This is a genomic window from Sanyastnella coralliicola, assembly GCF_030845195.1.
Taxonomy (GTDB): Bacteria; Bacteroidota; Bacteroidia; order Flavobacteriales_D; family Sanyastnellaceae; genus Sanyastnella; species Sanyastnella coralliicola.
Window position 1 is genome coordinate 3,557,416 of record NZ_CP132543.1, and the last position, 16,141, is coordinate 3,573,556.

At 48.2% G+C, this 16,141-nt stretch carries 12 protein-coding genes; 7 read left to right on the forward strand and 5 right to left on the reverse strand.

Going from position 1 to position 16,141, the window contains the following annotated elements; translation table 11 throughout:
• The first annotated feature begins 16 nt into the window (after positions 1–16).
• Positions 17–2,560 (forward strand): right-handed parallel beta-helix repeat-containing protein, encoded by a 2,544-nt coding sequence (locus tag RA156_RS14730; RefSeq protein ID WP_306641186.1) that lies wholly within the window; start codon positions 17–19, stop codon positions 2,558–2,560.
• Positions 2,561–2,564: 4 nt separating this feature from the next.
• On the opposite strand, the gene RA156_RS14735 is transcribed toward RA156_RS14730, so the two are convergent.
• From RA156_RS14735 to RA156_RS14750, 4 genes are all read right to left on the reverse strand, one after another.
• The gene (locus RA156_RS14735) at positions 2,565–6,044 is read right to left on the reverse strand and encodes a VPS10 domain-containing protein (protein ID WP_306641187.1); all 3,480 of its coding nucleotides are present in this window, start codon (positions 6,042–6,044) and stop codon (positions 2,565–2,567) included.
• 38 nt (positions 6,045–6,082) lie between these two features.
• A complete protein-coding gene (speD, locus tag RA156_RS14740; RefSeq protein ID WP_306641188.1) occupies positions 6,083–6,451 on the reverse strand; it encodes an adenosylmethionine decarboxylase in 369 nt (122 codons plus the stop codon).
• 15 nt (positions 6,452–6,466) lie between these two features.
• Positions 6,467–6,988 carry a hypothetical protein gene (locus RA156_RS14745; protein ID WP_306641189.1) on the reverse strand — a complete coding sequence of 174 codons (522 nt, stop codon included), beginning with the start codon at positions 6,986–6,988 and terminating at the stop codon, positions 6,467–6,469.
• A 63-nt stretch (positions 6,989–7,051) separates the two neighbouring features.
• A complete protein-coding gene (locus tag RA156_RS14750) occupies positions 7,052–8,584 on the reverse strand; it encodes a polyamine aminopropyltransferase (RefSeq protein ID WP_306641190.1) in 1,533 nt (510 codons plus the stop codon).
• A gap of 84 nt (positions 8,585–8,668) precedes the next feature.
• Here RA156_RS14750 and RA156_RS14755 point away from each other — a divergent pair, with 84 nt between their 5' ends.
• The 3 genes from RA156_RS14755 (at position 8,669) to RA156_RS14765 (ending at position 12,361) form a co-directional block, all read left to right on the forward strand.
• Positions 8,669–9,181 (forward strand): Cj0371 family chemotaxis-regulating polar lipoprotein, encoded by a 513-nt coding sequence (locus RA156_RS14755; RefSeq protein ID WP_306641191.1) that lies wholly within the window; start codon positions 8,669–8,671, stop codon positions 9,179–9,181.
• Positions 9,150–10,334 carry a glutathionylspermidine synthase family protein gene (locus tag RA156_RS14760; RefSeq protein ID WP_306641192.1) on the forward strand — a complete coding sequence of 395 codons (1,185 nt, stop codon included), beginning with the start codon at positions 9,150–9,152 and terminating at the stop codon, positions 10,332–10,334. The genes RA156_RS14755 and RA156_RS14760 overlap by 32 nt, the downstream gene beginning before the upstream one ends.
• Positions 10,335–10,459: 125 nt before the next feature.
• Positions 10,460–12,361, forward strand: coding sequence for an amidophosphoribosyltransferase (locus RA156_RS14765; protein WP_306641193.1), 1,902 nt, complete (start codon positions 10,460–10,462; stop codon positions 12,359–12,361).
• Positions 12,362–12,383: 22 nt separating this feature from the next.
• Here the strand turns inward: RA156_RS14765 and RA156_RS14770 are convergent, their stop codons facing one another.
• Complete coding sequence (locus RA156_RS14770) at positions 12,384–13,226, reverse strand: 1-aminocyclopropane-1-carboxylate deaminase/D-cysteine desulfhydrase (RefSeq protein ID WP_306641194.1); 843 nt, start codon at positions 13,224–13,226, stop codon at positions 12,384–12,386.
• An 83-nt stretch (positions 13,227–13,309) separates the two neighbouring features.
• On the opposite strand from RA156_RS14770, the gene RA156_RS14775 reads away from it, so the two are divergent.
• From RA156_RS14775 to hutU, 3 genes are all read left to right on the forward strand, one after another.
• Entirely contained in the window at positions 13,310–13,690 is a 381-nt protein-coding gene (locus RA156_RS14775; RefSeq protein WP_306641195.1) for a hypothetical protein, read from the forward strand.
• A 117-nt stretch (positions 13,691–13,807) separates the two neighbouring features.
• Positions 13,808–13,963, forward strand: a complete 156-nt coding sequence (locus tag RA156_RS14780; protein WP_434064849.1) for a C1orf53 family protein — start codon at positions 13,808–13,810, stop codon at positions 13,961–13,963.
• Between the two features lie 15 nt (positions 13,964–13,978).
• A complete protein-coding gene (gene hutU, locus RA156_RS14785; protein ID WP_306641197.1) occupies positions 13,979–16,012 on the forward strand; it encodes a urocanate hydratase in 2,034 nt (677 codons plus the stop codon).
• Positions 16,013–16,141: the final 129 nt, after the last annotated feature.

Consider the following 16,141-nt stretch of genomic DNA (forward strand, 5'->3'; position numbering starts at 1 on the left):
TCGGTATCTTTGGGTTATGAGAATGATCATCTTCGCCTTCTTGGCACTCCTAAGCGTTTCCGCGCTAGCGATAGATGTACCTGGAGGAAACGTATCAGGAACATGGACCGCTGATAACAACCCATACGTCGTTCAAGGAGACATCCGCATTCCCGAAGGAGAAACGCTCTTAATTGAGCCGGGAGTTGAAGTGCAATTTGCAGGCGCCTACTTTCTTCGCGTTGTAGGAAACTTGCATGCAAATGGAGCCGTGGGAGATTCGATCACCTTCACCTCAAGTACAGGAAACAACTTGTGGAGAGGTCTGCGCGTAGATTCATTGGCAGCAAGCTCAGATACCGTTCGCATCCATCACTGCCGCATTACCAATATGCAACAGGGTAAACTGACCTTCGTATTTAGCGGGAAGTTCATCTTTGAAGACAACCACGTATTCAACAACGTTGGGCACTTTGCCGGATGTATGTACACCACCGCTTCCGCTTCAGGAATCATTCGTCGAAACCGCTTTGCGTACAACGCCACCTCTAACCAAAGTGATGGTGGGGCCATGTACGTTTGGGATTCATCACCGCTCATTGAAGACAACGTTTTCATTGGTAATTCCGCCACTTATTCTGGTGGGGCTATTTCTGTCTGGAGGAACGATCAGTGGACCAGCCCAATCATTCGAGGAAACCATTTTGAAGCAAATACAGCGCAGTCAGGAGCCGCCATTGTGCTGCACAGTAATACTACGCCCATCATTGAGAATAATGTCTTTTTGAATAACGAGACGTCTTATGATGGGGGTGCGATTTGGCAAGGATATATTCTGGCTGATACCGTGCGTTATTCTGGAAACCTCTTCCAAGGAAATCACAGTAATCAGAAGGGTGGTGCCATCCGTATTATCGAGTCGAAGGTGAAATTTGACGGCGACGTATTCGTTGACAACAGTACCAGTAATTTCAGTGGTGGAGCGATTCACGCCAATGATGAGGCTACGATTGATTTTCGCAATGTTCGCTTTACCGAGAACTACAGCAGCAGCGCTGGAGGTGTGAAGGCTGAATCAAGCTGTGTATTGAAATTCGATGACTGTGTCTTTGACAAGAATGAGGCAGGAGCTTCGGGCGCAGCTTTTGGCTTCAGCTCGTATGTAGAAGCCACATTTAAGAACTGCCTCTTCGTGAATAATACCGCCAACTTAGGGGGTGTAGCGAACCTCACGCAGTTCAGTCACCCGCTCTTCATCAATTGCACCTTTGCGAATAACTCAGCCAATAACAATGCGGGTGTCTTCTACCTGTATTGGGATAGCGACCCTCAATTTGTCAATTGCATCTTCCACGGCAACGAGAGTACGGAAGGATTCAATTTTGTGGTTCAAGATTATATCTGGCATACCTGCGAACCGAGTTTCGATCACTGTTTGGTGCAAGGTGGCCAAGAATCTCTTGACCTAGGTACCAGTTCTCTAGGTGGCTGGAACGCTGTGGTGGAAGATGACCCGTTATTTATTCTTCCTTCCGCTGGCGCGGGAAGCGGATACGACGGCTACAATGCGAATTGGAAGTTTCTAATCGAAGACTCACCCTGCATTGACGCTGGAAATTCAGATCACCCTGAACTTCCGATGTTCGACTTTGATGGGGAAGCGCGCGTACAAGGAGACGCCGTTGATCTCGGAATCTTCGAAGGTGGCGAAGCTATTACGCCTCCTGAAATCCAAAGCTTGACAGGGCCTTCATTGTTCTGTTTTCCTGATACCGCCCTCATTACAGTAGATGTCGCCGGAACGGAGCCATTCACCTACCAGTGGTATTTTGGTAACCTTCCTTTAGTGGATGAAACAGAGGCAAGTTTATCTATTGATTGGGGCATGGATAGCGGAGACTATTGGTGCGAAGTCAGCAACTTGGCAGGAACTGTTGCAAGTGGCGATTATGCGGTGACTACGAATGCTCAAATCCAGGTGTCTGAAGTGACTATCGTCGAACCGGCTTTGTGTGATGGCGACGAAGCGTTAGTAGATATCTCCATTTCAGGCGGGACTCCCGACTACCTTCTATGGATTGACGGAGGGGAGGCTTCAGTAGGGCTCAACGTGATCTCAACTGGACCACACGCATTGCTCATGGAAGACGCACTTGGGTGTCAGCAAGAATGGAATATCAACGTTGAAGGCCCTCCAGCGATCATCCTAGAGTTCGGAGAGATTATTGAACCTACATGCCAATTCTGCAGCGATGGTTCTATCTCATGGACGACCAACGGAACTCTTTTAGAGGTCAACGGAGAAGAACTTGAAGTTGCTGAGTTGATCGATCTGGCTCCTGGTACTTATACGTTCACCGTTTATAACGAGCTTGGTTGTTACTACGAAGAGACCTTGACCTTAGAAGATGACGACGATAATTCAGAGATCGACTTCAACGGAGACGGCGAAGTAAATTCTGGAGACCTCCTCGAATTCATAGCCAACTATGGGTGCACCGGATTTGACTGTGCAGGAGATCTCAACTTCGACGGCATCGTCAATGCGTTCGACTTGATCTTGTTCTTAGGGCTGTACTAGACGATTATTCCTTCACAACCCGCTGAACTCCTGCACCTACAATCTCTATTAAGTACATTCCTGAAGCTTGATTGCTAAGGTCAATGGCTGTGCTTCGTTGCACCACACCTTGATCTACTAATCGTTCTGCGAGGTCGCGTACTTCATAGCTTTGTCCGAACAATTGAACTGGCGTATTTAAGAAGAACTGCCCTGTACTTGGGTTCGGGAATACGGTGAATTGAAGCTTCTCGATTTCTGAAACGCTCACGTTATCATCAAGCAAGTTCACATTGTCGATCCACGTGTGGTTTCCGTAGCCTCCGATATTGGCGAAGGCTAGCTCAACACATGATTCTCCAGACAGCATGCTCAAATCAACAGAATCTGTTCTCCATACGAGCTCACCACCAAGGTCATACCAGAACCATACGTAGCAATCTTCAACTGTCAAGTCGTCTCCGAATTTCGAGTACGCTGGTGTCCACTCTCCTGCATCAACACGATACCAGAGCTCTAGTCCGTCTTCGTAGTCTGCATATTTAACGTGGGCTACATCAAAGTGAATGAGCGGTGACTCTACGTCAGTGAAGTCCATTGCTGGCATTACCAGGAGATCAGCCAAGCCTTGCGTATCCACCCAGTAGTTCGGGAATTGAGCTACACCATTTGAGGCGTCATCAAGCTGCACTGCCGGTTCCCATGTTCCTAGTCCGCTGGTTTCTAGTTTCCAGTTCTCAGGAGGGAAGATTTCTCCATTAAAGTCTTCTACCACTGGCATTGGAACACCTTCACTAATGACGGTGATCATGTCTTCCCAGGTATAGCTTGCGCTATTGCCTTCTTCATCTGTGACCGTCAAGCTGACATCGTAAGTACCAGGAGTATTCCACATAGCCATGGCATTGTAGCCCTCTGATCCAGATTCAACCGCTCCTTCAAACGTCCAATCATAGGAAGCTCCAGCACAACGTAACACACTGTTGTCTGTGAAGCGGATAGTATCTAGTGCACATTGCAGTGCCATGTTCACCTCGAGCTTATTCGCCGTGAAACCAACTTGCAGCGCTGAAGGCGTGTAGAAATCGTTCTGGTGAACGCTTCGAGAGCCAGCACAACGCACCTTTCCTTCGCAGTAATTGGTTTGAAGGAAGACAACAGGCGTGCGTGCTGGAAGGTTATTTGCGTATAGCTCCCACGAATCCATCGTGTTGTCTTTGTAGTACACCGAGTGGTCTGAGCCGAGGTACAACCCTCCGTCCGTTCCTCGCTGGTGAGCGATGGCTGTGATGTACACATTGTTGATCACCTCGTCACCGATATCTTGCCAAGTGTCACCTGCATCCGATGATGAAAAGACCTTGTTTCCCGATTGACCACCGAGCAAAATAGCCCATAGTTGATCAGGGTTTTCCCCATCTACATCAATGTAAATCGCCTTGTTGCTGTTGTTGCCGTTTTCTACGGAAGTCATGCTGACATCTTCCCAATTCTCTCCGCCGTCAGAAGTGCGCCAGATCTTCCAGTTGCTTCCGCTCTGCCTGTGGGTCACGTAGATACGATTCGGGTCGCGCGGTGCGACCTTCACGTGAATGATCTTGTCACCCCCGAAGTTGTTGAGCTCTGTCCAACCTGAACCTCCGTTGGTGCTCTTCCATAGTGATGACCCATTTGGTGAGTACATGATGTTGTAGCATCTAGGGTCCCATTCCATGTTCCCGTATTCTCCCCACCAGTAGCTGGTGTTGGCTGCCTTGCTGTTGTCAAATGGCAGGCCGCTGATACGTTCAAAGCGATCTTCAGTATATCTAAACGCGCCACCATCGTGGTAACCAATGGTTGCGTCTCCCGGGTTCACAAACCCTCGGAAGTTATCGCCGGCAAGCTCTGCCAGCCAGCCTCCTGATGTTTCGTCTTCAGCTCCCCAATAATAGAGGTCACCGTTGCGGATATGTGTTCCGTTGTGGTAGGTACCTCCTACCATGACATCACCTTCCTTGATTCCTGATTGCCATCCCCAAAAGTCTGTACCGTGAATTCCGTACATGCGTGGTTCGAGGTTGTCTCCTTGATCTGCGCTGTAGTAGAGCCCACCGTCTGAAGCGACCCACATGTCCACGCCGTTTTCTGTTGAGAAGAACTTGACATCGTGCACATCAGCGTGGCTGTAACGTTCTGCGGTAAATTCGCCTGCCCAGGTCACCCAATGGGCATTCAACGACCAATTTGATCCGTAGTCTAGTGATCTCCACACATTAATTCCTGCTCCGAATAGACGTCCTTCTTGATCTGGAGAAACATCCAGGGCAAGGTCATAGTAAAATTGTCCTCCATCTCCGGTTCCGTCTTCACTCCAACCTAGGATATTTGGGTTGCTTCCTGCAGCCCAAGCTCCTCCAGGACCGCTGCCGCAACACTGGAATTCAAAGTTTTCACCTTGGTCTTGGCTTCGGTAAATTCCGAATAAACCGTTTCCACCATCCGCTGCTCCACTAGCGAGGATGTAAATGTCATCTGGATGAAGCGGTGTTACCGCCATCTCGATGCGGCGTTGTTCTTCTCCTGAGTTTGGAGTTGGCCAACCGGTGGTACCAGAAGTCCATGTGTTTCCGCCGTCGGTAGACTTCTTGAATAGCGTGTTGTTTCCTACGAGCGATGCAGAATACACCATTTCTGGATTTGTGGGATGGAACTCAATTTCCATGTGTTCTCCAGAAGATGCGGTATTCCAATTGGCTCCTGCGTCTTCACTGATGAACAAGCCTCCGTTCGTTGCTGCCAACAAGGTGTTGGCATTGTCTGGCTTGATCTTCAAATCACGAACCCAATTGTTTTGTCCTTGGAAGTTTGCATCTCCGGTCAGTGCCCATGTGGCACCACCATCTGTGGTTTTGTAGATCTTTCCGTTCCCTTCTCCGAAGTAAACGATGTCTGTGTTGTTCGGGTCGATGGCAATACTGTAAACACTCGTTACAAGAAGCTCACGCGACATCAACTCCCAGTGCATTCCTTTGTCTACGGATTTCCAAATTCCCGCGGTAGCGGAACCAGCCCAGACAACATCTGGATTCGCTGGTGCTTGCTCAACCGTGTAGATGTGACAAGCCCCTGGAGATTGCACTTGAAAGTACATCGCCACTTCAGGATCATAGTGCCAAGGACCCATTTCTTCCCATTCACCGTTTTCACGATTCTGAGATTGGTAGCGCTCCATATATGCTTGCTGATCGCGGAAATCCATTGCGGGTGCTCCTTGCGGGTTGCCTGTAGCTTGGATGTTGCGCAGCCAACGCTTGTAGTATTGCGTATGCTGGTTCTTTACTAAAGGATGTGAGGTGTAGTAGGCGTCATGCGCTGCTCGAACTGCAGAAGGCTCCGCATTACTGTACATCAGCTGCACCCATTCAGGGTCAGTAGAAGAAGCTATGTATTCGGTTTGTGGCACTAGCTGAGCATTACCATAGAAGGCAAGGCACACAGCCATGATCGCTAGAAAATGACGCATGATTACAGGTTTGCTACTAAGATAAGGAGTCTGATCAATCAGACAGAAGCAGGATGAGATATCTTTCCTCTTCGAATGAGGTTAATCTCAACTCGCTGAGGTCGAAGGATTTCAGCGATAATGTCTTCTACTTCTTCCGGGTCGAATTCAGCACACGAAAACAGGTCAATTGCGGCATAAGCACGCTCTGGCCAGGTGTGAATACTTAAATGACTTTCAGAAAGAAGGTAGACCCCTGTGACACCGACAGGCTCAAATTGTTTGTAGGAAGCGTTAAGCACAGATAGGTTCAACCGTTCGGCGATAGCCTCTAGTAAAGGCTCTACCGAATTGCGATAAGAGATGAGGTCTGGATCCACTCCAAACACATCCCAAATTCCATGAAATCCTAATGCTTGCTCCTCCACGTCCGAAAAGATGGCTTACTCTGCCATCATCATCATAAGGAACTCCTCTTCGTCTGCGAGTTTGAGGAGAGACGCGTAGCTTTCAGAAGCGTCAACTTCGATTACTTCAGGAGTTGTCTCACGTGGACCGTAATCCCACTCGATTGGGTTTACCAATTCACCGATCACTTTGTAAGGACCGTCGAACTCCATTCCTAGGAAGTTAACTGTTTGCTCAGGGATAGAAGATGTTGCGAAAGCACCCATTGTACCGTAGATCTCTTCGTACATGATGTACTCAGAGTGTGATGGGTTCATCATGTACATATCTTGTACAAAGTCGAACTCAACAGGCTCTTCACCTGGGACCGTAATTACGTGAACACCGTGTCCCATTTCAACCCATGCAACATCACGCGGAGGGATTTCCACGTTCAACGAGTCGATTGAAACTTCGATATAATCGTTTGTTGGGTTGTCAACCGCTACAGCAACAAGATCAGGACCACAAGATGCAAGTCCAACAGCAACAAAGAGGAAAAGAATAATTCGGTTCATCGGTCTAATTTAATCGGAAGCAATATAGACAAATTGCCTATGCCTGCACGTTAAAGGCGGCAATTAATGCGTTTGTCCGGGTTGTGTTTGGAATTCCGCCTTCCACTTGTTCCAATCGTGGAGATAATAATCCAAGATGATCGGGTGATCGAGGGAGTTTGTTTGCACGTCTTTAATGGGAACGTCAGGTGGCAACATGAATAAGTACTGAACCAGTTCAGTATCTAAATACTCCACACCTTCAGCAGCAGTGAAGCTTTTGAGCTGATGAAGATTATTCTTCTTACTGGCCATGATGAATCCCCAGTCGCCAAAGGAAGGCACGTTTGAATGGTAAGCCGTTACGTTTTCAAAGGCTTCTTCCATGGTTCGGTAGATGCAACTGAAAACGCTGTTCGCGAAGTAGATCTCCCCTGCTTGGGTTACAAATACACCGTCTTCCTTTAGAAGGTTATTCGCCAAAAAGTAGAACTGGCGACTATATAACTTGGCTAGGCTTTGATCACTCGGGTCTGGAAGATCAGCGATGATCACATCGTAACTTTCCGTGTTCTGCACGAGATAGGTGAAAGCATCTCCCTGAATCAGCTTCACTCGAGGATCACTCGCTGCCCCTTCATTAATATTGACCAAGAAAGGATTGGTCTTTGCCAAATGAAAGATCATGGTGTCAATATCGACCACATGCACCTCTTTAACGTTCGCATGTTTCAAGGCCTCGCGGCTCGCCAGATTCTCTCCTCCACCTAGAATTAGTACGCGTTCAACGTCTCCCTTCAATGCAATAGGAACATGCACTAACGGCTCGTGATAACGATGCTCGTCTTTGGATGAAAACTGGATGATGCGATTGAGGTACAAACGCAGATCGTCTTCCTTCTGCGTCAACACAATCTTTTGGTAAGGTGTCTGCTCGTTGTATACGATCGGGTGCTTATAGATCTTCTGATCCCAGACTTGCAAAAGATGTGATGCTTTAAAGGTTAGGCCTCCTAATACTAGTAGCGCTGCGACGCCTAATACCATGCTTCCTCGCTGTTCGCGGAAATGGACATAGTTCAATACCAAGCCCAGAATAATATTCAAGGCGCCGAACATCAGCGAAGAGTAAAACAGGCCGACAAACGGAAGGAGGATAAAGGGGAACACAAGGGTTGCTAACAAACCTCCGATATAGTCTAGCGACAAGATCTTTGAAAGCGAATCTTTGAGGCTATCGTCATCAGAGTACGTCAACAGTGGCACCTCCATTCCGGTAAGGAACCCGATCAAAAAGACGATCCCGAGACAGAAGAGCTGCAAACTCTGGGGGCTAACCGTTACAAACAGCCAGTAAACAAGGGGAACAGATATTCCGCCAATGAGTCCTAATAGGTACTCGATACGCACGAAATACATCAACGATCTTCCCGAGTGAAATTTCGAAACATAGGCCCCAATACCCATTGAAAAAAGGTAGACACCAATGACGATTGAAAACTGCTTCACTCCATCACCCAAAAAATAGGTTGCGGCGGTGCTAATCAAGAGCTCATAAACGATCGAACAGAGGCCGGCAATGAAGACAGAAGCTGAAAAAAGAATTTTATTTCCCAACGGATTAGTCTAAGTTTGGATTCGTTGAATCAGACACGACCAAAGATGACTAAATTTCCTTCAACACGCCTATTTGGCCTCTCAATGGTTTTCGCACTAGGTATCACCCTGATCCTCAGTGGTTGTACGGACGATGACGGGCACCCTCGTCTCATGGAATACGACGAGAAAACTGTACACGAAAGCACGAAAGGAGTCGAAACTGAGCTCGAGGAGCAAGAACCAGGTGACGAATACCTCATTCTTGATGAGCGCATGATCGATGAAAAAGAAGATTCTCGCGCTATCGTTCACAACCTTGATGGAACTGTAGACACACTATCTTTTGCGAGCCTTGCGAACGACGACGGATCTAACCCTCGTTACTCACCAATGCGCGCTGTATTGATGTATGGTCTTGCTCGTTCATTCTTTAACCCGAACATGGGGAATGTTCGCCCTGATCCTAGCTACTACAAAACGCCAGGTGCCTACAACAAATCTGCTGGTCTTCGTGAAGACATGATGTCTTCGTCACGTACACGCAGCGTGCGCACTCCAAAAGGATCTTCTAAAGGATACGGAGGTGGAAAGTCGTTCCGTTCTTCTGGAGGATGATCGCTTTCGCGAAGTCCGCGTTCCAAAGAAAAAACACATCCCAGCAAAACTGCACTGGTTCCTCGGTGAGGAATACTTCAGTGGAGAATTGTTGAGCGTATACCCGAGTGAGGTGCGTGCTTTCAAGGCGGTTGCCGAAGAAGCGTTTGACATCTTCCTCAAGGCTACCGATCATATCATCGAGCACAAGGGTCTCGAAGCTCTTGGCATCCCTGCGCTATTTCACCCAGTCATTGAATACACTTGGAAAAACCGGGATCGTCACCCCTTCTTGATAGGCCGTTTCGATATCAACGGAGTATTTGATCGGGTCAAAGGAAAGGTCATCGAGTTCAACGCAGACACGATGAGTTCCATTCCGGAAACCATCATATGGCAAGAATTCCAGCGCAAGCAACTCGGAGAAAACGAATATCAATTCAACGAACTCGCCATTCGTCTGGAGCAACAGCTTCGAACGATTCGCAGTCGTTTCCCTGGAGAAGAGTCTAACCTCACCGGAAGTTCGTTTGGATACATTGAAGACCAGCTCAACATTGACGCGGTGATGGAACAAGCTTACAAAGCTGGATTCCTCGTTCAAAATGTTGACGTTCCTGAAATCATCTTCTCAGAAGAAGGCGTCTTTTACGAAGCGGGAAGCGAATACCAACGTGTAGACGTCTGGTACAAAATGGCCCCATGGGACTGGACCTTCAACGAAGAGCCTGGGTTGGCACAAATCCTATCAGACCTCATCATGAATGAGCTGGTTTTGGTGCTGAACCCTCCTTACACGGCTATTTGGCAGAACAAGCGTTTCCTTGCATACATCACGGAGCACTTCCCGAATGACGTCATTGCCAAGACTTACCTGGAACGACCAACGGATATGCGTGATGGCCTGGTAGAGAAGCCCATCTATGGACGAATTGGCGAGAACATCGTACTGCACGATCCTGACGGTGACCTGCAACGTAGTCAAGGCGACTTCGGCAATCAGCCAAAGATCTATCAAGAGTATCTACCGCTAGCCGTAGATGAAGAAAAACACTACTACCAAGCCGGTGTTTTCATGTGTGACGGTCCGGCTGCACTGAATTTACGCTGTCAAGAATCTAAGATCATGACAGACGACTGTGAGTTCATGTCGCACGTCATTTCGGAATATTAGCCCTTGATTCGGCGCCACTCAAAGGAGCCGCCTACGGCATACAGCCTACAGCATACGTTAATCCAGGTTAAGGAAATACACCTCAAAAAAAACGTACCTTTGCATCCCAGCACAGGGCACCTCCTATGAGCGACGCAATCAAGCACGAATGTGGTATCGCGCTTCTGAAATTGAAGCAACCACTGTCTTATTACCGTCAGAAGTACGGCACTTCTTTTTACGGCCTAAATAAAATGTATCTCCTGATGGAGAAACAGCACAACCGCGGACAAGATGGCGCGGGATTGGCCAACATCAAACTTGACGTAGCACCCGGACAACGATACATTTCTCGAATGCGATCAAACAATGATCGTCCGATTCAAGATGTGTTTGCACGGGTGAATGCTCGCTTCAAAGACCTGGAGGAGAAAGACCCAGAGAAGTTGAACGACGTAGAATACCTGAAAGAGAATTTCGGATTCACTGGTGAGGTATTCCTCGGACACCTTCGCTACGGAACCTTTGGAAAGAACTCTATTGAGAGTATTCACCCCTTCCTTCGTCAGAACAACTGGATGACCAGAAACCTTGTGGTTGCTGGAAACTTCAACTTGACGAACGTTGACGAACTCTTCGGTCAACTGGTTGAGCTTGGTCAGCACCCAAAGGAGAAAGCCGACACGGTGACAGTGATGGAGAAAATCGGGCACTTCCTCGATGAAGAGAATGAGCGCCTATTCCGCATCTACAAAGACCAAGGTTACGCCAACGATAAGATCTCACACCTCATCGCCCAGAACATGGATGTCGCAGAAATTCTGCGACGCTCAGCTGACAAGTGGGATGGTGGGTACGCCATGGCCGGTATGATGGGCCACGGGGACGCTTTTGTCTTGAGAGATCCAAGTGGAATTCGTCCGGCCTATTGGTACGAAGACGACGAAATCGTTGTTGTTGCCAGCGAACGCCCGGTGATCCAGACGGCTTTCAATGTACCAATGGAACAGGTGCAAGAAATCGATCCAGGACACGCCTTGATCATTCGTAAAGACAACCGTGTTTCGATTGATCAGATCCGCGAACCGCTAGAACGCAAAGCATGTAGTTTCGAGCGCATCTATTTCTCTCGAGGAAGCGACTACTCGATCTACTCTGAGCGTAAAGAGCTTGGTCGCCTTGTGGTACCAAAGATCCTCAAAGCTGTAGACCACGACCTTGAGAACTCTGTGTTTAGCTTTATTCCTAATACCGCTGAGACTTCGTTCTATGGTATGGTAAAAGGACTAGAAGACTACCTCAACCAATGGAAGTTCGACGAAATCCGCAAGGAAGGGGAAGGCATCTCTGCTGAACGTCTGGAGAAATTGATTTCTGTGCGTCCGCGAGTAGAGAAGATTGCCATCAAAGACGCTAAGCTTCGCACCTTCATCACGCAAGATGATGCGCGTGACGACATGGTAGCTCACGTATATGATATTACCTACGGAACGGTCAATAAGGGCACTGATAATCTTGTGGTTATCGATGACTCTATTGTTCGTGGAACGACGCTGAAGAAGTCGATCATCCGCATCCTTGACCGTTTGGGGCCTAAGCGTATTGTCGTGGTGTCTAGCGCACCTCAAATACGCTACCCTGACTGTTACGGTATCGACATGGCGAAGATGGGTGATTTCATTGCCTTCCAAGCAGCGATTTCCCTCTTGAAAAAGCACGGTAAAGAAGATCTGATTGACTCTGTTTACCGCAAGTGTAAGGAGCAAGAGAACCTTCCGAAAGAGCAGGTGAAGAATTACGTGCAGGAGATCTACGAGCCATTCACAGACGAGCAGATCAGCGACGAAATTTCAGAATTGCTCACACCGAAGAACATCAATGCCGAAGTGAAAATCATCTACCAAAGTGTAGACAATTTGCACCAAGCATGTCCTGAAAACCTAGGTGATTGGTACTTCACAGGAAACTACCCAACTCCAGGAGGGAATAAGGTGGTTAATCGTGCCTTCATCTACTACGTAGAAGGACGAAACGAACGCGCCTACTAAGCAGCAATTCACTATTCATTCGTTATTCTTCCACCGGCCTGTTCCCTTGCAGGCCCCCGGTGTGAATAGCCAGGATCGATTCCGCGCTAGCGAGTTTACCTTGCTTCAGAAGATCTTCAAGACCGAACATCATTTTGGCCGTATATACACGATCAAGTGGTAAGCTCGCTTGCTCTTTCTGGTGCATAAAAGACTGAAGCTCAGGAGGACATTTTGCAAAGCCTCCGAAGGTATAGTCCCAGATCCACTCTACTCGTTTGCTAAGTTCTTGCGCAAGCTCTTCATCAAAAAGCGCCCAAAGCAATTGTTGTTGCAATCGTGTAGGAAGCGATTCGTCTTTCAAGGCTGGAAACGCCAAAATGCGTTGCCCTGGTTTCGCTGAAAGTAAGATGCCCGCCAAGGTGGTTCCGGTACCAACAGAAACCGCGATGATGTCAGCTTCTTTGTCTTCGTCGTCTAAAATCTCCATGCAGCCGTTGATGCCCAAGAAGTTACTGCCTCCCTCTGGAATAAAGTGGCAAAACCGATACTCTTCGTGCACCCATTGCTTGAACGACTCACTATTGCGAAGGGCAAACCACTCGCGCTCTATGAACACCAATTCCATGCCCCAAGCCTCACAATCGCTGAGTGTTGGACTCAACTTCGGTGGACGCGAACCATGCACCAGTCCGACACATGGGATTCCAGCTTTTTGACACGCAGAAGCCGTAGCATGAAGGTGATTGCTAAAGGGACCTCCCACCGTCACAATGCGGTCTACCGATTTTTCTTGGGCCTTGATGAGGTTGTACTTCAGTTTGAAATACTTGTTCCCCGGAGCCTCTGGGTGTTGTTGATCAAGGCGTTTGACTTCGATTGGCATGTCTTAGGTTTGGTACATCCACTATTGTTCGACGCAATTTGTCTAAGAAAATTCACTTAATTCGAACCTTGACCAAGATAGCTATGGAATCAACTGAACTAAGCCAAGAAAAATACGACAAGCTCCGTGCCTACGCAGTGAAATCAGTTATTGAATATGACTCTTCTCCTGAAGAGGTAGTTCGCGTATTGGAAAAGGGAGGCATGACGCCTGAGCAAGCGCAAGGTGTAATCCAAGAAATGAAAGACGCGAACATCTTTAACATGAAGCGTCAAGTCGAAAAGAAAGATCGCGGCGCTGCATACCGTAAGATCGCTATTGGTGCCTTGTTCCTTGTTGGTGGTTTGATCATCACTATTCTTACCTACGCGAATGCATCTGGTGGTGGTCGCTACGTCATCACTTATGGAGCCATTATTTGGGGAGCCATCAAGTTGATCGACGGCTTAACAGACTTGAAATAGCTAAATACGGCCGCTTTGCACGATTCGTGCAGCAATTCAGAACATCCTAAATCATACCTTTGTTGTTGGAGCAGAATGGCAGCCAGCATGAGCGATGATATGAGCGGGTTCGGACGCATGAAATCTCTTGACCCCGAAGACTTTTATTACAGCGAAGAAGGATTCGTCGTTTTCACAGAAAAGTACCACTTGAAACGTGGCTACTGCTGTAAAAGCGGCTGCAAGCACTGTCCGTACGGTTACGACAAGAAAACGGGCCGTATCAAATCATAACTGAACCGAGACCTCATGAGCACAATGACTGCTGAGACCTTGACCAAAGAAGCTTTTCAATCACACCTGAGTGCAGGAATTCCTTCAGGTTTACCTGAGCACCCAGGGATTGATTCCAATGTTAGTCACGCCCCTCGTCGTAAAGACATTCTTGATACTGAAGAAAAAGAGCTTGCCATCCGCAATGCCCTTCGCTATTTCCCAAAGGATCTCCATTCCGCGCTAGCGAAAGAATTTGCAGACGAACTCAAAACATACGGACGCGTATACATGTACCGCTACCGTCCGACTTATGAAATGAAAGCGCGTCCGATCGACTGGTACCCTGCACAATGTCAGCAGGCAGCAGCGATCATGTTGATGATTCAAAACAACCTGGATTACGCCGTAGCTCAACACCCCAATGAGTTGATCACCTACGGTGGAAATGGCGCGGTTTTCCAGAACTGGGCGCAGTATCACTTGGTGATGAAGTATCTCTCGGAAATGACCGAAGAGCAAACCTTGGTGATGTACAGCGGACACCCACTCGGACTTTTCCCTTCTCATAAAGATGCTCCACGAGTGGTGGTGACGAATGGAATGATGATTCCAAACTATTCGAAGCCAGATGATTGGGAAAAATTCAATGCTTTAGGAGTTACACAGTATGGTCAGATGACCGCTGGTTCGTACATGTACATTGGACCTCAAGGAATCGTTCACGGTACTACCATTACTGTGTTGAATGCAGGCCGCAAACTCACTGGAGGCGGAAGCCTTGCTGGTAAATTATTCGTGACTGCTGGTCTTGGCGGTATGAGTGGTGCACAGCCGAAGGCCGGTAATATCGCTGGCGTTGTTTCTGTAACCGCAGAGGTGAACCCAGCCGCGGCGTACAAACGTCATGAGCAAGGATGGGTTGATGAGGTAATCACTGATATCAACGAACTCTGTGAAAAGGTGCGCGCCTCAAAAGAAGCCGGTGAGGTGAAGTCATACGCTTACCTCGGTAACATCGTAGACGTGTGGGAGGCTTTTGACGCACAGAACATCCATGTAGACCTTGGTTCTGATCAAACATCGTTGCACAACCCGTGGGCGGGTGGTTACTACCCTGCCGACATCAGCTTTGAAGATGCAAATGAGATGATGGCTGCTGAGCCGGAGAAATTCCGTGACGCGGTCAAGGAGACCTTGCGTCGTCATGCTGGGGCGGTCAATCGCCATACAGCAAAAGGAACTTACTTCTTCGACTATGGTAATGCGTTCTTGTTAGAGTCTTCACGCGCCGGAGCAGACGTGATGGCCGCTGATGGAAAGCGTTTCAAATACCCGAGCTACGTCCAAGACATCCTTGGGCCAATGTGTTTCGATTACGGTTTTGGTCCGTTCCGTTGGGTGTGTTGTTCGGGAGATCCAGCTGATCTTCAATTGACTGACAACATTGCGTGCGAGGTGCTCGAAGAAATGCGTCAAGTTTCTCCGCCGGAGATTCAGCAACAAATGGCTGACAATATTCAGTGGATCAAAGGGGCTCAAGAAAACCAGATGGTTGTGGGTTCTCAGGCGCGTATTCTTTACGCTGACGCGGAAGGGCGTATGAAGATAGCGAAGGCTTTCAATGACGCTATCGCGGAAGGTAAATTGAACGGTCCTGTTGTTCTTGGTCGTGATCACCACGATGTAAGTGGAACTGATTCTCCATACCGCGAAACGTCGAACATCTACGATGGTTCTTCATTCACCGCTGATATGGCAGTTCAAAACTTCGCGGGAGACGCATTCCGTGGAGCGACTTGGATTTCACTACACAACGGTGGTGGAGTTGGCTGGGGTGAAGTGGTCAATGGCGGTTTCGGAATGCTACTTGACGGCTCAGCTGATAGCGAACGCCGATTGAAGATGATGCTTCATTGGGACGTCAATAACGGTATTGCTCGTCGCTCCTGGGCGCGAAATGACGAAGCTATTTTCGCCATTAAGCGTGCCATGGAGGATGAACCTCGCCTCAAAGTGACCCTTCCGAATATTGTAGATGACAACGATCTAGACGGTCTCTTCGACTAGATTTTATCCTGTCTTCCAACGAGTTAATTGGTCACCTTTGGTGTTGACCCTCCTTCGTATTCCCCTTTGTTTACAGTTCGTGTAGGACTAATTACAGTTCAGCTACGTATTCTGACCATTCAACAGAAT